The organism is Paenibacillus sp. J22FR83, assembly GCF_059691955.1.
The window spans coordinates 1-20,061 of sequence record NZ_JCAUAM010000028.1 but is presented as its reverse complement, the minus strand read 5'-3'; the positions used below and the strand labels follow the sequence as shown (position 1 = coordinate 20,061).

The 20,061-nt window shown below is 47.2% G+C and carries 20 protein-coding genes, 8 tRNA genes and 1 rRNA gene; 3 read left to right on the top strand and 26 right to left on the bottom strand.

The window, feature by feature from the left end; genetic code table 11:
• Nucleotides 1-36: 36 nt before the first annotated feature.
• The 17 genes from AC58PV_RS32405 to AC58PV_RS32325 all read right to left on the bottom strand — a co-directional run bounded on the left by AC58PV_RS32405 (nucleotide 37) and on the right by AC58PV_RS32325 (nucleotide 16,166).
• Nucleotides 37-987, bottom strand: coding sequence for a ribose-phosphate diphosphokinase (locus AC58PV_RS32405; protein WP_497437114.1), 951 nt, complete (start codon nucleotides 985-987; stop codon nucleotides 37-39).
• 74 nt (nucleotides 988-1,061) lie between these two features.
• On the bottom strand, nucleotides 1,062-1,868 hold the full coding sequence (hisJ, locus tag AC58PV_RS32400) for a histidinol-phosphatase HisJ (protein ID WP_497437113.1): 807 nt from the start codon (nucleotides 1,866-1,868) through the stop codon (nucleotides 1,062-1,064).
• A 26-nt stretch (nucleotides 1,869-1,894) separates the two neighbouring features.
• Nucleotides 1,895-2,548, bottom strand: a complete 654-nt coding sequence (gene hisIE / locus AC58PV_RS32395) for a bifunctional phosphoribosyl-AMP cyclohydrolase/phosphoribosyl-ATP diphosphatase HisIE (protein WP_497437112.1) — start codon at nucleotides 2,546-2,548, stop codon at nucleotides 1,895-1,897.
• Nucleotides 2,545-3,303: an imidazole glycerol phosphate synthase subunit HisF gene (gene hisF, locus AC58PV_RS32390; protein ID WP_068663499.1), complete on the bottom strand. Its 759-nt coding sequence runs from the start codon at nucleotides 3,301-3,303 to the stop codon at nucleotides 2,545-2,547. The genes hisIE and hisF overlap by 4 nt, the downstream gene beginning before the upstream one ends.
• Nucleotides 3,304-3,332: 29 nt before the next feature.
• Nucleotides 3,333-3,938 (bottom strand): imidazole glycerol phosphate synthase subunit HisH, encoded by a 606-nt coding sequence (hisH, locus tag AC58PV_RS32385; RefSeq protein WP_497437110.1) that lies wholly within the window; start codon nucleotides 3,936-3,938, stop codon nucleotides 3,333-3,335.
• A gap of 2 nt (nucleotides 3,939-3,940) precedes the next feature.
• Nucleotides 3,941-4,549, bottom strand: coding sequence for an imidazoleglycerol-phosphate dehydratase HisB (hisB, locus tag AC58PV_RS32380; RefSeq protein WP_497437109.1), 609 nt, complete (start codon nucleotides 4,547-4,549; stop codon nucleotides 3,941-3,943).
• On the bottom strand, nucleotides 4,550-5,836 hold the full coding sequence (gene hisD / locus AC58PV_RS32375; RefSeq protein WP_497437108.1) for a histidinol dehydrogenase: 1,287 nt from the start codon (nucleotides 5,834-5,836) through the stop codon (nucleotides 4,550-4,552). It lies immediately after the preceding gene.
• Nucleotides 5,837-5,874: 38 nt separating this feature from the next.
• Nucleotides 5,875-6,510 carry an ATP phosphoribosyltransferase gene (hisG, locus tag AC58PV_RS32370; protein ID WP_497437107.1) on the bottom strand — a complete coding sequence of 212 codons (636 nt, stop codon included), beginning with the start codon at nucleotides 6,508-6,510 and terminating at the stop codon, nucleotides 5,875-5,877.
• A 40-nt stretch (nucleotides 6,511-6,550) separates the two neighbouring features.
• A complete protein-coding gene (locus AC58PV_RS32365) occupies nucleotides 6,551-7,729 on the bottom strand; it encodes an ATP phosphoribosyltransferase regulatory subunit (RefSeq protein ID WP_497437105.1) in 1,179 nt (392 codons plus the stop codon).
• A gap of 616 nt (nucleotides 7,730-8,345) precedes the next feature.
• Nucleotides 8,346-9,395: a peptidoglycan-binding domain-containing protein gene (locus AC58PV_RS32360; protein WP_497437104.1), complete on the bottom strand. Its 1,050-nt coding sequence runs from the start codon at nucleotides 9,393-9,395 to the stop codon at nucleotides 8,346-8,348.
• A 182-nt stretch (nucleotides 9,396-9,577) separates the two neighbouring features.
• Nucleotides 9,578-10,066 (bottom strand): acyltransferase, encoded by a 489-nt coding sequence (locus AC58PV_RS32355; protein ID WP_497437103.1) that lies wholly within the window; start codon nucleotides 10,064-10,066, stop codon nucleotides 9,578-9,580.
• The gene (gene ppaX, locus AC58PV_RS32350) at nucleotides 10,063-10,722 is read right to left on the bottom strand and encodes a pyrophosphatase PpaX (protein ID WP_497437101.1); all 660 of its coding nucleotides are present in this window, start codon (nucleotides 10,720-10,722) and stop codon (nucleotides 10,063-10,065) included. The genes AC58PV_RS32355 and ppaX overlap by 4 nt, the downstream gene beginning before the upstream one ends.
• A complete protein-coding gene (lgt, locus tag AC58PV_RS32345) occupies nucleotides 10,700-11,674 on the bottom strand; it encodes a prolipoprotein diacylglyceryl transferase (protein WP_497437100.1) in 975 nt (324 codons plus the stop codon). The genes ppaX and lgt overlap by 23 nt, the downstream gene beginning before the upstream one ends.
• A gap of 37 nt (nucleotides 11,675-11,711) precedes the next feature.
• On the bottom strand, nucleotides 11,712-12,653 hold the full coding sequence (gene hprK / locus AC58PV_RS32340; protein WP_068663491.1) for an HPr(Ser) kinase/phosphatase: 942 nt from the start codon (nucleotides 12,651-12,653) through the stop codon (nucleotides 11,712-11,714).
• Nucleotides 12,654-12,823: 170 nt separating this feature from the next.
• On the bottom strand, nucleotides 12,824-13,954 hold the full coding sequence (locus AC58PV_RS32335) for an ABC transporter ATP-binding protein (protein ID WP_497437099.1): 1,131 nt from the start codon (nucleotides 13,952-13,954) through the stop codon (nucleotides 12,824-12,826).
• Nucleotides 13,955-14,066: 112 nt separating this feature from the next.
• The gene (locus AC58PV_RS32330) at nucleotides 14,067-15,182 is read right to left on the bottom strand and encodes a PucR family transcriptional regulator (RefSeq protein WP_497437097.1); all 1,116 of its coding nucleotides are present in this window, start codon (nucleotides 15,180-15,182) and stop codon (nucleotides 14,067-14,069) included.
• Between the two features lie 132 nt (nucleotides 15,183-15,314).
• Nucleotides 15,315-16,166, bottom strand: coding sequence for a C40 family peptidase (locus AC58PV_RS32325; protein ID WP_497437096.1), 852 nt, complete (start codon nucleotides 16,164-16,166; stop codon nucleotides 15,315-15,317).
• 260 nt (nucleotides 16,167-16,426) lie between these two features.
• Between AC58PV_RS32325 and AC58PV_RS32320 the strand changes: the two genes are divergently transcribed.
• The 3 genes from AC58PV_RS32320 to AC58PV_RS32310 are packed head-to-tail and all read left to right on the top strand — an operon-like array spanning nucleotide 16,427 to nucleotide 18,931.
• Nucleotides 16,427-17,023, top strand: a complete 597-nt coding sequence (locus AC58PV_RS32320; RefSeq protein ID WP_497437095.1) for a gluconate 2-dehydrogenase subunit 3 family protein — start codon at nucleotides 16,427-16,429, stop codon at nucleotides 17,021-17,023.
• A complete protein-coding gene (locus AC58PV_RS32315; RefSeq protein WP_497437093.1) occupies nucleotides 17,020-18,582 on the top strand; it encodes a GMC family oxidoreductase in 1,563 nt (520 codons plus the stop codon). Before AC58PV_RS32320 ends, AC58PV_RS32315 begins: the two co-directional genes overlap by 4 nt.
• Before the next feature lie 49 nt (nucleotides 18,583-18,631).
• Entirely contained in the window at nucleotides 18,632-18,931 is a 300-nt protein-coding gene (locus tag AC58PV_RS32310) for an MTH1187 family thiamine-binding protein (protein ID WP_497437092.1), read from the top strand.
• 95 nt (nucleotides 18,932-19,026) lie between these two features.
• On the opposite strand, the gene AC58PV_RS32305 is transcribed toward AC58PV_RS32310, so the two are convergent.
• The 9 genes from AC58PV_RS32305 to AC58PV_RS32265 all read right to left on the bottom strand — a co-directional run.
• Nucleotides 19,027-19,099: transfer RNA gene (locus tag AC58PV_RS32305), tRNA-Lys, on the bottom strand.
• A 10-nt stretch (nucleotides 19,100-19,109) separates the two neighbouring features.
• Nucleotides 19,110-19,191 (bottom strand) — tRNA-Tyr (locus AC58PV_RS32300).
• A gap of 44 nt (nucleotides 19,192-19,235) precedes the next feature.
• Nucleotides 19,236-19,308: transfer RNA gene (locus AC58PV_RS32295), tRNA-Phe, on the bottom strand.
• 43 nt (nucleotides 19,309-19,351) lie between these two features.
• Nucleotides 19,352-19,428 (bottom strand) — tRNA-Asp (locus tag AC58PV_RS32290).
• 28 nt (nucleotides 19,429-19,456) lie between these two features.
• Nucleotides 19,457-19,532 (bottom strand) — tRNA-Thr (locus AC58PV_RS32285).
• Nucleotides 19,533-19,539: 7 nt separating this feature from the next.
• A tRNA-Val gene (locus AC58PV_RS32280) sits at nucleotides 19,540-19,615 on the bottom strand.
• A gap of 19 nt (nucleotides 19,616-19,634) precedes the next feature.
• A tRNA-Met gene (locus AC58PV_RS32275) sits at nucleotides 19,635-19,711 on the bottom strand.
• A gap of 27 nt (nucleotides 19,712-19,738) precedes the next feature.
• Nucleotides 19,739-19,830 (bottom strand) — tRNA-Ser (locus tag AC58PV_RS32270).
• Between the two features lie 79 nt (nucleotides 19,831-19,909).
• Nucleotides 19,910-20,061 (bottom strand): 23S ribosomal RNA (locus tag AC58PV_RS32265); the annotation flags it as partial.

Sequence of the window (20,061 nt, the reverse complement as noted above, 5' to 3'; positions counted from 1 at the left end):
GAAGCCAAAAACATTATCCGAAGGTAAGATATGGGCCTATACGCCGCCGTATTTGAAGAGGGAGGATAGGGACCCGCCGTCTTTAATAATGCGAATCGCATCGGACAGCAAAGGTGCTACGGAAAGCACATTAAACTTATCTGAATGACCCTCTGGAATTGCGATTGAATCTGTAATAATAACTTCTTTAATGCTTGGGTGATCCAGGCGTTGCAGCGCTGGGCCAGAGAACACAGGGTGTGTCGCACAGATGTAGACATCAAGCGCGCCGCGTTCTTTGAGACTTTCCACCACGTTAACGATGGTTGTACCTGTATCAATTAGATCCTCGATAATGATCGGTGTACGTCCTGCAACATCCCCAATAACGTGTGTAATCACGGATTCGTTGTGCTCAGGGCGCTTCTTGATCATCATTGCGAATGGCGCATCGAGAATGTTAGCCATTTTCTCAGCCGTTGTTGCACGTCCTGCATCTGGAGATACGATAACGGGATTCGGCAAATTCTTTCTTTTGATGTTATCACTGATCAGATCAAGCGCTGTCAAGTGATCCACTGGGATATTGAAGAAGCCTTGAATCGCTGGCGCATGAAGGTCAATCGTAACAACACGAGTTGCCCCAGCTGAAGCGAACAAGTCAGCGACTAATTTAGCTGAAATCGGCTCACGTGGAGCTGCTTTGCGTTCTTGACGGGAGTAACCATAGTAAGGGATGACAAGGTTGATCGTTTTTGCAGATGCTCTTTTCGCCGCATCCATCATGACCAGAAGCTCCATCATATGCTCATTAATCGGATGGGAGAAAGTTTGTACCAGAAATACGTCACAGTTACGAATAGTTTCTTCGTAAAGGCAATAAATTTCTCCGCTTTTGAAACGGGATAATTTGATTTGTCCTAGCGGCTGGCCGAGCTCTTTACAAATACTTTCCGCAAGCTTCGGATTCGAAGATCCGGAAAAAATTTTAACATTGTCGCTATGCATGGTTAATGGTTACCTCCGAAGGTTCATTAAATAGATTATATGGTCCTACTTATTATACATGATACGTATCGAAATTAAAAAGTCACAAGTTGTCGTTTTCGAGCAGAAAATGTGGCTATTTCGTTAAATCCAATCGTTTTTAATAGCTCTCTAGCCTCATCCAAATACTGGGACAACCGTTCCGGGAGGTGCGCATCTGATCCTAGTGTCACTGGAATTCCCACCTTATGGCAGTATTCAAGCATACGATGACTTGGGAACATCTCTTTACAAGGATGGCGCAGGCCAGAAGCATTCAATTCAATCGCGAGCCCACACTCTTTGACTGTATCTAACGCTGCTTTCTCCAATTCCCACGTATCACGTTCTGGCACGTAACCAAACCGTTTGATCATATCGATATGACCGATATAGTCATACAGTCCAGTTCGGACTGCTTGCTTCACTGCCTCGTAGTATTGGGTATAAACTTCAAAAATATCCTTACCTTCCCAACCAGCCAGCTGCCTAAAATCAGAAATATCCCACTCGCCTAGGAAATGAACCGATCCGATCACATAGTCCCAGGGGTAAGCGTTAATAATGGCCGCAATCTCTGACTCATAACCTTCAATATAGTCGCCTTCCAGACCGACGCGAATATCAATCTGATCCTTATACTTCTCTTTGAGATGAAGGCATTCTTCCACGTAACGAGGAAGCTCCTCCATCGGCATCGCCATTTCTGGCCAATACGTCTGCGGGTCAACATGCAAAAGCGGCATATGATCAGAAAGCCCCAACTGGGTGAGCCCGATCTCAATGCCGCGTTTGACGTATTCCTCCAGTTCCCCAGAGGCATGACCGCAGCGCACATGATGTGTATGATAATCAATCAACATCGTGAATTCACTCCAGGTCGTGTACTTTATTTTTTGACGTGACGATTAGCCAGCTCTTTCATAATATCATCCAATGGCAATTTATTATTACGCAGGAGCACCATTAAGTGAAAAATAAGATCGCTCGCTTCATAACGAAGCTCGTCATTGTCTTTATTTTTAGCTGCAATAATAACTTCCGCCGTTTCTTCGCCGACTTTTTTGAGGATTTTATCGACCCCTTTTTCGAAAAGGTACGTCGTATACGCGCCCTCAGGACGCTCCGCGTCACGGGAAGCAATGACAGCTTCAAGTTCAGCTAAGATAGCAAAACGGTCGCCGCCAGCAGCAGGTGCAGCTTCTTCTGACGAACCTTCCACTGCGATATTCGCTGTGAAGCAAGTGTAAGTGCCGTTATGACAAGCAGGCCCCACTTGTTCAACTAGTACCAATAACGTATCCGCATCGCAGTCGTAGCGAAGTGCTTTTACCTTTTGCGTATGACCGGAAGTTGCCCCTTTATTCCAAAGCTCATTGCGTGAACGGCTCCAGAACCACGTGTCCCCTGTTTGAATCGTGCGCTGCAAGGACTCACTGTTCATGTACGCCAACATAAGAACTTCTTTGCTCACCGCATCCTGCACGATCGCAGGCACAAGCCCTTGCGCGTCATACTTAATTTGATCCACTGAAAATGTCATCGAATTTCAACCCCTTTACCTTTCAGGTCAGCCTTGACCCCATCTATCGTTAATTCTTTATAGTGAAAAATCGTTGCCGCCAGCCCCGCATCCGCCTTACCTTCGGTGAATACATCGTAGAAATGCTCGGCTTTTCCCGCACCGCCTGAAGCAATGACTGGAATCGTCAGCAGTTCGGATACGGCCCGTGTCAGCTTCAAATCAAAGCCATCCTTCGTTCCGTCCGCATCCATGCTTGTCAGCAAGATTTCTCCTGCACCTAGCTCTTCTACACGCTTCGCCCATTCCAAAGTCTTAATGCCTGTCGGTTTGCGTCCACCATGCGTGTACACTTCCCACTCGCCCCACTCGGGATTGAACTTAGCATCAATGGCTACAACAATGCACTGAGAACCAAACTTCCGCGCACCATCCGAAACAAGCTGAGGATTCAGTACAGCCGCCGTGTTGATGCCAATTTTGTCCGCGCCTGCGCGAAGAAGACGTTTCATATCCTCTACACTCGAAATCCCGCCGCCAACCGTGAACGGAATCGTGATCTCACCGGCAGTTTGACGGACAACCTCGACCATCGTCGCGCGCCCTTCAACCGAAGCCGAAATATCGAGGAACACGAGCTCATCCGCGCCTTCCTTATCATATATCGCCGCAAGCTCTACGGGATCACCGGCATCACGTAAATTCACGAAATTTACGCCCTTCACCACTCGGCCATCCTTGACGTCGAGACAAGGGATAATTCTTTTGGCTAGCATGCTCAGCACCTCCTTGAAACTATCCAAACTTATTTACAAAGGGTTAAAAAGTTACCCAATAGCTGCATACCAATATCGCCGCTTTTCTCAGGGTGGAACTGCATGCCGTAGACGTTATCACGCCCAACGATCGCTGTTACGGGTTGATAGTAGTCTGTCACTGCCAACAGATCGCCTTCCCGCTCCGGCTTCACATGGTAGGAGTGTACGAAATACACGTGGCCTTCTTCAATCCCTTTGACAATAGGACTATTACTCTGCTTGTAACTCAAGCGATTCCAGCCCATATGCGGCACCTTATAGTCGCCTTGGAAACGCACAACCGAACCCGGCAGAAGCCCTAGCCCTTCGTGCTGCCCATGCTCTTCACTGCTGCTGAACAGCAGCTGCATGCCTAAGCAAATGCCGATCAACGGCTTGCCAGACTCTGCATACTGCTTCACAACCTCACCTAGACCGGTTTCACGCAGATGCTCCATCGCGTCGCCGAATGCACCGACACCAGGAAGAATCGCGCCTTCTGCTGCCAGAATTTGCGCTGGATCTCCAGTCACAATTGCTTCATAGCCGAGACGCTCTACCGCTTTGCTCACGCTATGTAAATTGCCCATTCCGTAATCGATAATCGCGATCATGCCTACAACATTCCTTTCGTCGAAGGAACCCCCTGCACACGAGGATCAATCGTTGTTGCTTCATCCAACGCACGTGCTAATGCTTTGAACACACCTTCAATCATGTGATGCGTGTTTTTGCCGTAATGCACGATGACATGCAACGTAATACGCGCTTCTAGCGCAAATTTCCACAGGAATTCATGCACGAGCTGTGTTTCAAAGCTGCCGACATTCGCTGTAGGATATTCTGCACGGTACTCCAAATGCGGACGATTGCTAATATCAATCACCACTTGTGCCAAAGCTTCATCCATCGGAACGAACACACTTGCATAACGTTTGATGCCGCGTTTGTCGCCAAGCGCTTCACGGAACGTTTGACCTAAACAAATTCCGATGTCCTCTACAGTGTGATGGTCATCGATTTCGATATCGCCTTTGGCATCCACTTTCAAGTTGAAATGTCCATGCTTGGTGAACAAATCTAGCATATGATTCAGAAAGGGAACATCTGTTTGCAGTTCTGAAATCCCTGTACCATCTACTTCAAAAGCAAGCTTAATGTCCGTCTCATTCGTCTTACGAGCTACACTCGCTGAACGCGTTCTTACTTGATCTTGCTCGGCCATTTATTTCAACTTCCCTTCTTTTTTAAGTCTGATCTCTACTGCACGCGCATGACCCTCCAGCCCTTCGTTCCGAGCTAAAGTCATAATCATGTCGCCGTTCGCGAGTAGTGCTTCTTTGCTATAGTGAATGACGCTTGATTTTTTGAGGAAATCGTCCACATTCAGTGGCGATGAGAATCGTGCCGTTCCATTCGTCGGAAGCACGTGGTTCGGGCCGGCGAAATAGTCGCCGACAGGCTCTGTGCTGTACGCACCTAGGAAAATGGCCCCTGCATTTTCAATGCGCGGCAGCCATGTGAAAGGCTCCTGCACCAGCAGCTCGCAGTGCTCCGGTGCCAAGCGATTGACGACGTCGATGCCCTCTTCGAGCGAGTCGACTAGCAGGATCGCGCCTTTCGTTGCCGTGGAGACGGCAGCGATGGCTTTCTTCGGCAGCACATCCAGCTGCCGCCATAGCTCTAGCCTAACCTCTTCGGCTAGTTCGGGTGAAGGTGTCACCAGAATCGACGGTGACATCTCATCATGCTCGGCCTGCGCCAGCAGATCGGCGGCGATGTACTGCGGATCGGCGTGCTCGTCGGCGAGCACGACAATGTCGGTTGGTCCGGCGATCATGTCGATATCGACGACGCCGAACACGAAGCGCTTCGCCAGCGCGACGTAGATGTTGCCCGGGCCGACGATTTTATCGACCGGCGCGATTGAGTCTGTGCCGTAGGCTAGCGCGGCGATAGCCTGCGCCCCGCCTACGCGGTAGATCTCTTTCACACCCGCTTCGGCCGCGGCCACGAGGATATGCGGGTTGATGCCTTCTTCGCCCGCGGTGGACGGAGGCGTCACCATCGCGATCTCTGGCACCCCTGCGACGATCGCAGGGATGGCGTTCATGAGCACGGAGGACGGGTACGCCGCCTTCCCTCCGGGCACGTACAATCCGACCCGCTTCAGCGGTCGGATGATCTGGCCCAGCAGACTGCCGTTCGGCTGCAGGTCCATCCATGAATTGCGTTTCTGCTTCTCATGAAACGCACGAATGTTAGCGGCGGCTTGACGCAGCGCCGCTAGGAATGCGGCGTCGACTTGCGCGTACGCCGCCTGGATCTCCTCGTCGCTGACGCGAAGCTCAGCGACGTCGACGCCGTCGAACTGCTGCGCGAGGCGGCGCAGCGCCGTATCCCCGTCCTGCCGCACCTCATCGATGATGCGGCGGACGGACTCATTTTGCTCCGGTGAGCCGTATTCGACCTCGCGTTTTAATTGAAATTCGGAGGCGGGCATAATCCGCATCTTCATCATCCTCTCATTGGTGTTTTACTTACATGGATCTATCGTTGCGCTGTTGGCAGAACCGCCTGCAGCATATCACACAACCGTTGGATGGAGTCGTTCTTCATCCGATAACTCACACGATTCGCAATTAAGCGGCTCGTAATTTGAAAGATTTCTTCTTGCTCCACGAGACCATTTTCTTTCAAAGTTTGACCAGTCTCCACCATATCCACGATGCGGTCAGCGAGTCCAATTAACGGTGCCAGCTCAATGGAACCATTCAACTTAATGACTTCTACTTGCTGGCCTTTTTCCCGGAAATACTGAGAAGCCACATTCGGATATTTCGTCGCGACGCGCGGGTTAATTACCTGCTTCCAGTCCGGCAATCCAATCACTGACATACGGCACCGTGCAATCCCTAGATCAAGCAATTCGTAAACATTCCGATTTTCTTCCATCAGAACATCCTTGCCCACAACCCCGATATCTGCAACACCGTACTCTACATAAGTAGGAACATCCACTGGCTTGGCTAAAATAAATTCCATCTTCGCCCCTGGCACAGGGATAATTAAACGGCGGCCTTCTTCCAAATCCTCAGGAATAGGCAATCCTGCTTGCGTAAACATTTTCGCGGCTTGTTTATAAATACGGCCTTTCGGCATCGCTACTTTAAGAATGTCTTCCACCGTTCCAACCCCCTTCAAACTTCCCTCATTCGCTGAGAGGCTATTCCGTTATCAACTTCATGACGTGATATCCCGCTCTGTTCAAATCAATTTCTTGTTCCTTCGTAACAAGCTGTGTGATTACGATACTCACAGTATTCGTTTCATCGTTCCGCATATCCTTCGCTAGTTGCAGCGCTGCTTCACGATGCTCCGCATCGTAGGCAATCAGTATACGACTCGGTTGTTTCACTTGCTCTTTGCCTGTTACTTCAAGGATTCGATTCGTTTTCAACGCAAATCCTGTAGCTGGCGCCGGGCGCCCGAATTGGCTCAATAAATTATCGTAGCGACCTCCGCTGCAAACAGGGAAACCTAGCTCAGCTGCATACCCTTCAAACGTCATGCCTGTATAGTAGGAGAAATCCCCAATCATCGTTAAATCAATGACAACATGCTCACTTACACCGTAAGCTTTCAACACATCCCATACTTCGCAAAGATGTCGGATCGCGTCCTGTGCGATTGGATGCTGGGAGACCATGCGTGCTTGCTCGCAAATTTCATCTCCTCCACGAAGCCTTAGTACGCCGATTAACTCACGCTCAACGTCAGGCTCTAGCGATAGTTTCTTAATCGCTTCTCGGTATCCAACATAATCACGGCTAAGCAGATGCTCTTTCAAGGAAAGCTGCGCATCCATGCGCCCTTCCAATGTTTCTTGGAATAATCCATTCAGAAAGCCAACATGGCCTAGTGCAATCTTGAATTTCTCAACGCCTGCAGCTTGTAAAGAAGCAATCGCTAGCGCCACAACTTCAGCATCCGCTTCAGAGGTAGCATCGCCGATCAATTCAACGCCAGTTTGATAGAACTCTGAATCTCTGCCCGCTTCTTCTTCAATCGAACGAAACACATTCGAATGATACGAAAGACGCAGCGGGAACTCTTGCTCTTTGAGAAGCGAAGAAGCTACACGCGCGATAGGCGCCGTTAGTTCTGAGCGTAGAACAAGCGTTTTCCCCTTGCGATCTAGCAGCTTGAACAGCTTCTTATCCTCTGTCGAGCTTGCAACGCCGACTGTATCGTAATATTCAAGTGTAGGTGTAATAATCTGGTTGTAACCCCAGCGTTCCATACAGGCCAACACACGGAATTCTATATTTCTTAGTTTCGCAACTGCATCTGGCAAATAATCTTTCGCGCCTACCGGCTTTTCAAATACTTTTGGCTTCGACACCGTCTCACCTCTATAAGTAGGAGTATAATTAGTTATCAATCTATGGGTCATTGTTCTATTCTTCATTGTTCGTCGTTCTATTGTCTGTCATTCGCTTTAGTGCATTAACGTTCTACCATGCTACCAAAATAAAGAATGTACGGCTATTTTATCACGTATTTTGGGGACCGTCAATCGTCTCCGCCTTGTCCAGCGCTTTAAGAATGGCATATACACCCATATGCCGTCAACTGTCCCCCACCTCCACTAATGTGAAATTCTTGTTGCGCGTAGTGGTCGTAGTGGGGCCACCTCATGTTGGCGGTCGCTCCTAGCTCATAGCTCATAGCATCTCAACAATATTCCAAACTAACTAGAAAACCTCCATTTAAATGGAGGGAAATTCACTCTCCTCAACGATTAGATGGATTTTCTACATCTATTTCCGCCAAAAGTAGCTCGTTGAGCTCATTCAGGTGAAATTAACAGTAGAAAATCCATCTATTTGCTTCAACCACCGAAATTCCGTCTATTTAGATGTATAAAATCCAGTTAATCGCCATCGCTTAACGGTGAGGAACCCCCAATAACAAAAGGCATGCTGTCACGGCAGCATGCCCTCTTTAAGACAATTTAATTAATCTTCTTCCACCGGTCCGTTAGGTGTTTTACCTCCGCCATTAGGCGCTTGTAATTGACCACCATTTGGAACCTTATTTCCATTTAGGCCGTTACCATTACCATTGCCGTTCGGTGCTTGTCCGTTTTGTCCGTTACCATTACCGTTCGGCGATTGTCCGTTTTGTCCGTTACCATTTCCATTCGGTGATTGTCCATTCTGCCCGTTACCATTTCCATTGCCGTTCCCATAAGGAGCCGGTGTTGCACCACCATTTGGCGCTGGCGCTTGACCGCCATTCGGCACTGGTTTCGGTCCGCCGTTAGGCCCCGGTGCTTGTGTTGCACTCGGCCCTTGGCCTTGGCCTCCTCCGTTACCGCCACCTTCGAACTTGCCGCCGCCAGTACCATTTCCGCCACCTTGGCCTTTGCCTCCACCAGTGCCATTACCGCCACCTTGGCCTTTGCCTCCACCGGTGCCATTACCGCCACCCTGGCCCTTGCCTCCGCCAGCGCCTTCACCACTACCTTGGCCCTTGCCTCCGCCAGCGCCTTCACCACCACCTTGGCCCTTGCCTCCGCCAGCGCCTTCACCACCACCTTGGCCTTGGCCTTCGCCTCCGCCAGTGCCTCCACTGCCACCTTGGCCTTTGCCTCCGCCGGAGCCTCCAGCTCCGCTTTGGCCCTTACCTCGACTTTTACCGCCTCCTTGCCCCTGTCCAACACCTTTAAGCTTCATATAGCTATACGTAATGGACTCGAGTGTGCGACTATCAACAGCGCCGGTTATCGGCAGCCCGTGTTTTTTCTGAAAATACCTCACGCCTTGCACAGTTGCATTATCGTAGTAACCGTTAATATCACCAGAGTAGCTCCCTAGTGATTTCAGCATCCCTTGGATAACGAACACATCCGGTCCGCTTGCTTCCTTGCCTACAGCCGAGCTTGTGGTTGGCAAGGATAACATTAGCATCAAGGCTAATACCACTACGCCTACATGTTTTCCTAACCACCATCCAAAGTTACCTTTTTTTACTTTTGCGTTTTTACTACGATTCCAATGCTGCACTTCATCGACACCTTCCCTTAACCAATAATTTTACTGCGTCTTTACTATTCCCTAGAAGTTAATTTTATTAGTCGTTCTCCTGCGATTGTGTCGTATTAAATTACTGGTATCGGTTTCCTCCTCACAACAAAAAATGGACCCCGCATCACAACGATGTTGAGTCCATTCTTATAAATTTTATACTAGGAATTACTAGACCGAATTACTTGCATCGGGTTACCTGCCACGAAGCTATTCGAGGCTACATCCTTATGAACGACAGATCCCGCGCCAATAATCGCATTATCACCAATCGTCACGCCAGGCAAAATTGTTGTATTCGCCCCTACCATCACATGGGAGCCAATACGTACATCGCCTAAACGATATTCCTTCGTTAAATACTCATGTGCGAGGATCGTCGTGTTATAGCCAATGATTGTATTATTCCCAATGTAAATCCGCTCCGGGAAGAACACATCTACCATCACCATCAAGGCAAATGCCGAGTGCTCACCAACCGTCATGCCAAGAATACGGCGGTAGATCCAGTTTTTCAACCGCAACGATGGTGAATATCGGGTAATTTGAATGAAAACAAAATTTCGCATGGCCTTCCACTTACTTACCGTTTGATAAATTTGCCATAGCGCATTCGGGCCATCTACGGGATACTTCTCTGTCTGCCTCAATCAACCTTCACTTCCGAGGATATCCCTACTAACGGCAACAGGTCAAACATATCATCGACAATATGATCCGGGTTGTACTGCTCTAAATACGAACGCCCTTTCCAAGACCAAGAAACGCCAACAGAAGTAACTCCTGCATTCTGAGCAGCCTCAACATCATAATGGCTATCGCCAACCATCATCGCTTCATCAGGCGAGCTGCCCAGTTCCTTCAGCGCTGCAAAGATACCCTCAGGACTCGGCTTTGGTTCTTTGACATCATCTACGGTTACAATTGCACTTACGTAGGAGTCTAATCCACAAAGTTTCAAACCCATCAGCGTGGTTATCCTGATTTTACTCGTCACGATGCCGATTTTGATACCTTTTTCGTGAAGCTTTGCCATTACCGTACGCACGTTCGGGAATTCCTTCACAAGCTCATCATGTTTAGCAAGATTAAACGTACGATATTTAGTAATCAACGCTTCAACTTCTTTTTTCCCTGTAAAAAACTCCATTTGCTCCACTAACGGACGGCCCATATTCGGAATAATAAGTTCCCGGCTAATAGGTTCCGGAGTTTCGCCTTCCAAGCTATGTAAGAACGATTGTACAATCAACTCATTCGTGTCTACAATCGTGCCATCCAAATCAAATAGTACGGTTTGAATCATAGTTAACTCCTTTATCTGTCTCTTCTTCTTTGACTGCTTTGTTGTTATCAAGTGCTAGCGTAGATACAATCGGATCTGAGTAATGTTCATTGGCATAACCTTTTTTCCTTCTAATGATGATCATAGTCACAGCCGCAATGACAATCAGCAGGGCAAGTAATTGTGAGAATCGAACATTCCCTCCATATGTCAATACGCCTGGTTCAAATACGATCTTCATTGGGGACCATAACGCATTCATCAAGGAGGCTAACCATGTTGGTCCTGTAATGTCCAAGCTGTCCGTACGAATTCCTTCAATGAAGAAACGACCGATGGAATACCAGATGAAGTAACTTAGGAAGACCTCTCCTGCCCGTAAGAACGGCCTACGACGAAGCCAGAATAACACCAGCAAGCCTACAAAACTCCATATCGACTCATAAAGGAACGCTGGATGGTAGAATGTCCCTTCAATATTCATTTGATTCACAATAAAATTCGGTAAATGCAGGCTATCTCTCAGAAACGACTCTTCCACTGGACCACCATGAGCTTCCTGATTCATGAAATTACCCCAACGGCCGATCGCCTGTCCAATAATTAATCCTGGCGCAAGGATATCAGCAATTCGAAAGAAGTTGTATCCCTTAGCCCGAATATAGAAGGAGGCACCGATAATAGCACCGATGAGAGCACCATATATCGCAATTCCCCCATGCCATATCATGAATATTTCCCATAAATTATCTTTATAATCTGCCCATTGGAATGCTACATAATAAATTCTTGCCCCGATAATGGCAGAAGGCACTCCAATTAACAATAAATCCATAAAGAAGTCAGGCACGATTTTGAATCGTTTCCCTTCCCTGATTGCCAACATTAAACCGATTAATGCAGCTGTTCCTAGAATTATGCCATACCATCTAACATGAATCGGTCCAAGGGAGAACGCAACACTTTCTAACATAGTTTCACTCCTTTATTTGATGAGCTTAAGCGCGCTCTCAATCAAAATCCTCAAAATCTTCATTCAATGATTCCGTTAATTTATTGGTAAACTGCAGCGCTGCGTTATATCCCATTCGTTTCAAGCGGTAATTCATCGCTGCGACCTCAACGATAACAGCTAAGTTTCGCCCTGGCCGTACAGGTATCGTGACGAGAGGCAGATCGGTATCGATAATCCGCGTTAGCTCCTCATCTAGCCCTAGACGATCATATTGCTTCTCTTGCTGCCAATTCTCCAACTTCACCACAACCGAGATCTTCTTCACATTACGAATGGCTCCTGCGCCGAAAAGCGTCATAACATTAATGATACCGACGCCGCGGATCTCAAGTAAATGACGAATCAACTCCGGTGCATTCCCTGTTAATACTTTATCGCCATTTTGTCTAATTTCTACAGCATCATCCGCAATCAGTCGATGCCCTCGTTTCACAAGCTCAAGCGCAGTTTCACTCTTACCAATCCCACTGCTGCCGGTAATCAACATACCTACCCCATAGACATCAACGAGTACACCATGAATCGTCGTGCTGGGAGCAAGCTTATTCTCAAGAAAGCCAGTTAACCGACTTGCAAAAATCGTCGTAGAAAGCTGCGTTCGTAGCACCGCCAAATCACGCTTAGTCGCCTCCTCGAGCAGTTCAACAGGAACATCCAGTCCTCTCGTTACAATAATGCAAGGTGTTTCCTCAGAGGCACATAGCTGTTCAACCCGATTTCTTCGAACACCCGTCGTTAGCATCTCTATAAACGTAATCTCTGTTTTACCAAGCATCTGAATTCGTTCTTTGGGATGGTAGTTGAAATATCCAGCCATTTCAAGACCTGGGCGATACAAGTCCCCTGTAGTGATCGGACGCTTCAGTCCACCTTCTCCTGCTAATACTTCCATATGTAGCTGTTCCATCATGTCGGAAACCTTTACCTTTTTGGCCATTGTCCTAACTCCTCCGAATTCGCTTATGTACCATATGTTTTGCTTGTTGCCTACAGGCTTCCAATAGTTTCATCGTAATGGAATACCTTATTGAAATCAACTACTGTGTTATTGAAGCGGAAAATAAACAAAAAAACCAGCCGATAACGGCTGGCCTTTCAGTACAATCCTTATAGGTTAGGGTTAACCAAGATGGAAAGTGTAGTTTCTTTATCGAAGAAATGAACTTTGTTCATGTCTAGTGCCAATTTAACGTTAGTACCTTCTTTGATTCCGGAACGACCGTCAACACGAGCGATTACTGTGTTAGCGCCGATACCGTTCAAGTACAAGTACATTTCGTGACCCAAGTTCTCAGTCAATTCAACGTTAACGTTGAATACTGTCTTAGGTGAAGCTTCCAAGAATACTGGCTCTTCGTGAATATCTTCTGGACGAACTCCCAGAATCACTTCTTTGCCAACGAATCCTTTGTCTTTAAGAACTTGTGCTTTACCTGCTGGAACTTCTACATTAACGGAACCAGCTTTGAAGAATATGCCGCCGCCTTCAGATGCCAATGTTCCTGTCATGAAGTTCATGGATGGGGATCCGATGAAACCAGCAACGAACATGTTCACTGGGAAGTTGTAGATTTCTTCTGGTGTAGCAGCTTGTTGAATGATACCTTTATCCATAACAACGATACGATCGCCCATTGTCATAGCTTCGATTTGGTCATGCGTTACGTAGATTGTTGTAACACCAAGACGTTTTGTCAATTTTGTGATTTCCGCACGCATTTGTACACGAAGTTTCGCATCCAAGTTGGAAAGCGGCTCATCCATTAAGAATACTTGTGGCTCACGAACAATCGCACGACCCAAGGCAACACGTTGACGTTGACCACCGGAAAGAGCTTTTGGCTTACGATCAAGCAAGTGAACGATATCTAGAATTTTCGCTGCTTCGCGAACGCGAGCATCGATATCAGCTTTTTTGAATTTACGAAGTTTCAATCCGAATGCCATGTTTTGGTAAACAGTCATATGCGGATAAAGAGCGTAGGATTGGAATACCATCGCGATATCGCGATCTTTTGGAGCTACGTCATTTACAAGGCGGTCTCCGATGTAAAGTTCACCTTCAGTGATTTCCTCTAAACCTGCGATCATACGAAGAGTTGTGGATTTTCCGCAACCGGATGCACCAACAAGTACTACGAACTCTTTGTCATCAATTTCAAGATGGAAATCCTTAACTGTGGATTCTTCTGCACCAGAATACTTTTTAACGATATGATTTAAACGTACGCCTGCCATGATTTCATTCCCCCTACAATTTATCGTTCAACTAATTTATTTGTCAACATTTCTATATACACATCTTACCCTACGAACAGCGGACTGACTATGCACAATCCCTACAAAAAAATCACTTTCTTTTCGTTACTTTGTACAATAGCAAGGCCAGACGTACCAAAACCGCATGATTGAACGTTCTAACATCCAGTCCTGTCTCATTCTTGAACTTGTCCAATCGATAAAGCAGCGTATTGCGATGAATATATAGCTTCTTCGCGGTTTCACTAACATTACAATCAAGTGTAAAGAAATGCTCAAGCGTCGTTACCGTCTCGCTATCCAGCACATGATCCGTGCCGCGGAGCACCTGCTCCAGGAAATCGGTTTTCTCTTCTTCCTCTATAAGGTGCAACAGCTTCTCCAGACGAAGCTCCCAACGCAGATGTATAAAGCTGCCCACATGGAAAGATCGGCCCAACATAATGGTCTCACGCAGTTTAAGCACAGTTGCGAACATGGACTTCGCTGGTTTTACAGGGAAATCGATAGCTAGATGGCATTCGCCTACCCATTCATTGGCCAACATTTCATACAAACCTGAGCCTAATGCATCAAGGGTTTGTTCTACGCTCTCTTCTTCATCCCCATCACGTTCCTCGCTGCCACTAGTAATAAGTACTTCAGGGGCAAGGATTAGCCATTCTTTTTCTAACAAAGGAATCAGAATAATCTCTGCTTCAAAGAACGATTCCAACAGCTTTTTAAGCTCTGTATAGGATACACGCTGGTTCTGAGGATAGTCCCCATACAACAAGAGAGGGATTTTGGTTGAATACAGCGATGACTGTGAAGCAAGCGCATCAGGAAGCTCTGCATGGCCTGTACCGCGTTCCAATTGCTGCAACAGCCAATCTCTTAATTGATTCGACTTTCTCTCGTCTTCCGACAAATAGGAGCCGAATTGCTTCTTCTCTACGGTTTGTTTTGATTCGATCGTAAGTTCGACAAGCTTGCGTTCCGAGATAGACAACTTACTCCCATCCATCTTCAATACACGGACCTCTTTGTGATCCTGTGAAAGGAAGAAAAGAACTTCCTGTCCCCGAATCACACTTCGACTAAAAGCTTCTTCTCGCTCTCCCTGATCCTCCACAAGCTGGTGCCATTCGGAATCCGGTATCAGGCTTATCTGTATTGGCGACTGTAAAACCGCTTCCAATCGCTCTTTGACATGTTCCCAAATCATCTGCCCTCACTCCTTATTGCCTATAGCATCTTCTATAATTATCTGTCTATTGTACCATATGTCTGCCTGTTCCTGTGAATCGAAAGGAACCCTCCTGCCATAACTGGCAAGAAGGTTCATACGAAAGAGGCTCTATTTGATTACGCGGCGAGCTGTTACGTAGTGATCTGCCCACCATTCTTTATTAATCGAGGTAAATTTAACGCCACCTTCACCGTATGTGTGAATCATCATCCCATTACCAACATAAATACCGACATGTCCTATGTTCTTACCGGAATCAGGCGTTGTAAAGAAGACCAAATCTCCTGTTTGTAAATTACTTTTGCTAACGAAAGTGCCTTCCTTCGCTTGATCGCGAGACACACGCGGCAATGTAATCCCGTAATCCGCAAACACAGTTTTTGTAAAAGAAGAACAATCCATCGTTTTCGTTTGACCATATTTGGCACCGAATACATACGGAGTACCTAGATATTTCTGAGCCGTTAAAATCAACTCAGCTTTCAACCGATCCTTAGCTGAAAGAATACTTCTTCCGCCAATAAAGCTGCCTTTAAGTTCACTTACATTGCGAGTGACGACTTCGTCTTTGCTCTGGGATGCCATGACCATTTTACCTTGGCCTACATAGATCCCAGCAAACGTTGGTTTTGAACCACTACCAAAGAACAAGACGTCACCTGGCTCCGCTTTATCGATCTTTGTGAATTTCGTTGCTTTCATACTGAATTGACCTGCTAATGTTCGAGGCACGGTGTAATTTAACGTTTCATAGACATAATAGATCAGTCCAGATGAATCAAATCCTGCAGATGGCGTTTCGTTACTTTTGGAGTAATCTACGCCAACCAACTTTTTGGCCAAAGAAACGGCATCCATATCATCATTCGCGGCATAAGCGGAAACGGCAGTTGTTGCTGATAATGCGATTGTAATCGCAGCAGTTATTCCTAACGTGCGGTGTGCAAGACTCTTTAACATTGTATTTCCTCCTGTGCATGCTCTAAGGTGAGTTGGGTAATTTGGAAAACTTCTCAGTTACTAGTACAAGATTACCATGGTAATGAAAAGACTTTCATTCCTAAAATATTTCCTAACAACCATGACATTGGCATTGGTGCCAATTCTTTCATCCCTTTATAATCTTCATCGTTAATATCCTCATATTTTCCATAGACTTGGAAATAATTGTAGTAACACTTTTTGGTTTTATACTCTCATTAGCTATGGAGGTGACAAGCATGGAAGATCACAATCACTACCCTACCTATGATGTCATGGAAGAAAGTAGTGAATGGGATGTACACACGAGATCCATTGTGAAAGCTCGACTTATTCGTGAACACTCCTATGGATATTTAACAATCGTTGAGGCAGAAACACTTCGTGCTTGGTGCTCGCTTCTTATGGACGATCATCGCGGAGAAATCATTCAATACATCATTAACCATATCGACCAGGTCTTATCGGAGAATCAAGGTGAAGGCCACCGTAAAGCAGGCACACCTCCGCTTCGAATGCTTGTACGTCAGGGACTGAAAGCGATCGATGAAACGGGATGGTTTGTAAACAGCCAACCCTTCTTTCAATTAGATGAAATGGATCAACGGAGCATCATGCTTCATATCAGCAACGAAAGTTACGCCCCAACGAAAAATTGGGAAGGCATCTCCCAAAAAGTCCTGTTTCAAAAGCTGCTTCAACTCAGTGTTGAAGCCTACTATGCCCATCCTTTGATTTGGTCGGAAATCGGGTTTGGGGGACCTGCTTATCCACGCGGATATTCCCTTCACAGGCCAGACCAATTGGAGTCTTGGGAGGCTGCGAAGCGTACATGAAATGGCGACATGATAATGACATCGTAGATATTCTCATCGTAGGAGCAGGGGCTGCTGGCGGTGTTTTGGCCAAAGAACTCAGCGAAGCTGGGCTCGGGGTCGTTGTGATTGATGCGGGGCCTTGGCGCGATCCTGAGAAAGATTTTGCAAGTGATGAATTGAGTATGAAGCGTCTTGCTTGGGAGGATACACGCCTTGTAGATGCCGCCGAGCCGTTCGTTACTGGAAAGCATCATTCAGGAAAGGGAGTTGGCGGGGGTACACAGAACTTTACCGGGGTTTTTCTGAGATTTCATGAATCTGATTTCAAAACGAAAGCCATTGATGGCGTTGGCGAAGATTGGCCTATTCATTACAAAGATTTGGATTCCTATTACACTCGTATCGAAAAAGAAATCTCCGTGTCTGGCCCTAAGCATTTCCCTTGGGGAAATTTTCAGGGTCCTTATCCGTTTCCAGAACTAGATTCGCTTAGCCCGAATGCAGTCTTATTTCACAAAGGCTGCAAATCGCTTGGTATCCGATCCGCACCTACACCACTAGCCATCCTTTCTCATCCGTTAGAGGGCCGGTCTGCCTGCACCAATCGGGGGTTCTGCCTACAGGGCTGTATGCCAAACGCCAAATTCAGTACGTTGACTGTACATATCCCTAAAGCGGTTCAAGCTGGAGCAGAGGTACTAGCAGACTGCAGAGTCACACAAATCGAAGTTAACGAATATGGACACGCTTGTGGGGCGCTCTTTGTCCACGAGGGCACGACTTATCGGCAACGGGCGAGAACCGTTATCCTCTGCGCCCATGCAGTAGAAACGCCGCGTTTGCTTCTGCACTCTGCCACACCACAGTTCCCAGAGGGATTAGCTAATTCCAGCGGATGGGTAGGCAGAGCAATTATGACGCATAGCTCCAACGACGTTTATGCCAAATTTGAAGAGGAAGTCCGACTATACAAGGGGACACCCATTCTGGCATCCACCCAAGATTTCTACGAGACAGATCCGTGTAGAGGCTTTGTCCGCGGATATACCATACACGCTCACGGCTCTCGGCCAATCGAGATGGCGGAAGGCTTTCGCAAAGCCACTGAAGCGCCGCTATGGGGCTCTTCCTTCAGACAAGCTATGCAAGAGTACAACTTCTATGGTCGTCTCAAAATGGTCGGAGAGGTACTGCCTAACTGGAACAATCACATAGCATTATCCGAAGAAAAAGATGCGTATGGCATGCCGATGGCTTCCATGTCCTTCCATTACTGCGATAATGATCTCAAGCTGCTCGATCATGCTGTTGATAATATGAAGATGATCCTCCGCGCCGCGGGTGGAGAGATCTCGTATGTCGTTCCAGATACCCAACATCTCATGGGTGGTTGCCGTATGGGGAATAACCCCGCGACATCCGTCGTGAACTCGTATGGTCAAAGTCATGACATCCCAAACCTTTTCATTTGCGATGCTAGTCTGTTCGTCACTTCTAGTGGGGTCAATCCTACGCTTACTATTATGGCCTTAGCTGCGCGAACTGCTGACTACATCATTGACCTCGCTAGCTCCTAATTGGTATCCTTAGCAAAAGCATACAAAAAGAAGGAGACCGTGATCCCCTATGGCCATCGCTGAATTCACCATCATACCCATTGGAACAGCTACAACTAGCCTAAGCGGCTATGTCGCTGACCTTCATAAGGAGTTAGAGCGACATGTCGATATTCGCTTTCAAATGACACCCATGGGCACCATCCTGGAAGGCCCCCTTGACCGCCTATTCGAGGTCATCCGTGCCGTCCACGAGGTTCCCTTCTTGCATGGAGCTGCGCGTGTATCCACGTCCATTAAAATCGATGATCGCCGCGACAAACCGGCCTCCATGGAACAGAAAATGCAGTCCGTCGCAGACAAGCTCTGAACAACAAAAAAAGCATCCTGCTAAAGGATGCTTTTTTCTATATATAATGGAAACAAAAAAAGACCCTATGGTCTTGTTACATTCGCTTATAAAAGTGAGTCATGTAGGATTCGAACCTACGACACCCTGATTAAAAGTCAGGTGCTCTACCAACTGAGCTAATGACTCGTAGGGAAAATGGAGGCTGATGGATTCGAACCACCGAACTCGAAGAGAGCAGATTTACAGTCTGCCGTGTTTAGCCACTTCACTAAGCCTCCAGATACGAGATACCCGTACTGCCAAAGCAATACAACCATCTCAATGGCTTTGGACGGAATCGAACCGCCGACACGAGGATTTTCAGTCCTCTGCTCTACCGACTGAGCTACAAAGCCAAATGATTATTTATAGCATGTCCAACATTAATTGTAAAAGAAATGGCGGAGCTGACGGGATTCGAACCCGCGGTCTCCTGCGTGACAGGCAGGCATGTTAGGCCACTACACCACAGCTCCATGCTACAAAAAGGTTTAACCATAAAAATGGTGCCGTCGAGAGGACTTGAACCCCCAACCTACTGATTACAAGTCAGTTGCTCTACCAGTTGAGCTACAACGGCGTGATGATGGTGGAGGCTGACGGGATCGAACCGCCGACCCTCTGCTTGTAAGGCAGATGCTCTCCCAGCTGAGCTAAGCCTCCATCTGGTGTTAAGGTTTTATGGTAGCGGCAGAGGGGCTCGAACCCCCGACCTTACGGGTATGAACCGTACGCTCTAGCCAGCTGAGCTACGCCGCCACATAAAAGTGTATATATATTTGGAACTGGCGGAGAGAGAGGGATTCGAACCCTCGCACCACTTACGCAGTCTAACCCCTTAGCAGAGGGTCCCCTTATAGCCACTTGGGTATCTCTCCAAGATATATATACGATTCAGGAATAGTATTCCCTGAAAACTAGATACGAAACTTCAACGTAAGTTATACTCTTAGGAATTTGGTTAAGCCCTCGACCGATTAGTATTCGTCAGCTGCATGCGTTACCGCACTTCCACCTCGAACCTATCAACCTCGTCGTCTACAAGGGGTCTTACATACTGGGAAATCTCATCTTGAGGGGGGCTTCGCGCTTAGATGCTTTCAGCGCTT

What these genes read in the sequence shown, in the direction of transcription:
- AC58PV_RS32405 (WP_497437114.1), bottom strand. Translation starts at nt 987, where the DNA reads ATGCATAGCGACAATGTTAAAATTTTTTCCGGATCTTCGAATCCGAAG.
- hisJ (WP_497437113.1), bottom strand. Translation starts at nt 1,868, where the DNA reads ATGTTGATTGATTATCATACACATCATGTGCGCTGCGGTCATGCCTCT.
- hisIE (WP_497437112.1), bottom strand. Translation starts at nt 2,548, where the DNA reads ATGACATTTTCAGTGGATCAAATTAAGTATGACGCGCAAGGGCTTGTG.
- hisF (WP_068663499.1), bottom strand. Translation starts at nt 3,303, where the DNA reads ATGCTAGCCAAAAGAATTATCCCTTGTCTCGACGTCAAGGATGGCCGA.
- hisH (WP_497437110.1), bottom strand. Translation starts at nt 3,938, where the DNA reads ATGATCGCGATTATCGATTACGGAATGGGCAATTTACATAGCGTGAGC.
- hisB (WP_497437109.1), bottom strand. Translation starts at nt 4,549, where the DNA reads ATGGCCGAGCAAGATCAAGTAAGAACGCGTTCAGCGAGTGTAGCTCGT.
- hisD (WP_497437108.1), bottom strand. Translation starts at nt 5,836, where the DNA reads ATGCGGATTATGCCCGCCTCCGAATTTCAATTAAAACGCGAGGTCGAA.
- ppaX (WP_497437101.1), bottom strand. Translation starts at nt 10,722, where the DNA reads ATGATTCAAACCGTACTATTTGATTTGGATGGCACGATTGTAGACACG.
- lgt (WP_497437100.1), bottom strand. Translation starts at nt 11,674, where the DNA reads ATGTTAGAAAGTGTTGCGTTCTCCCTTGGACCGATTCATGTTAGATGG.
- hprK (WP_068663491.1), bottom strand. Translation starts at nt 12,653, where the DNA reads ATGGCCAAAAAGGTAAAGGTTTCCGACATGATGGAACAGCTACATATG.
- AC58PV_RS32335 (WP_497437099.1), bottom strand. Translation starts at nt 13,954, where the DNA reads ATGGCAGGCGTACGTTTAAATCATATCGTTAAAAAGTATTCTGGTGCA.
- AC58PV_RS32330 (WP_497437097.1), bottom strand. Translation starts at nt 15,182, where the DNA reads ATGATTTGGGAACATGTCAAAGAGCGATTGGAAGCGGTTTTACAGTCG.
- AC58PV_RS32325 (WP_497437096.1), bottom strand. Translation starts at nt 16,166, where the DNA reads ATGTTAAAGAGTCTTGCACACCGCACGTTAGGAATAACTGCTGCGATT.
- AC58PV_RS32320 (WP_497437095.1), top strand. Translation starts at nt 16,427, where the DNA reads ATGGAAGATCACAATCACTACCCTACCTATGATGTCATGGAAGAAAGT.
- AC58PV_RS32315 (WP_497437093.1), top strand. Translation starts at nt 17,020, where the DNA reads ATGAAATGGCGACATGATAATGACATCGTAGATATTCTCATCGTAGGA.
- AC58PV_RS32310 (WP_497437092.1), top strand. Translation starts at nt 18,632, where the DNA reads ATGGCCATCGCTGAATTCACCATCATACCCATTGGAACAGCTACAACT.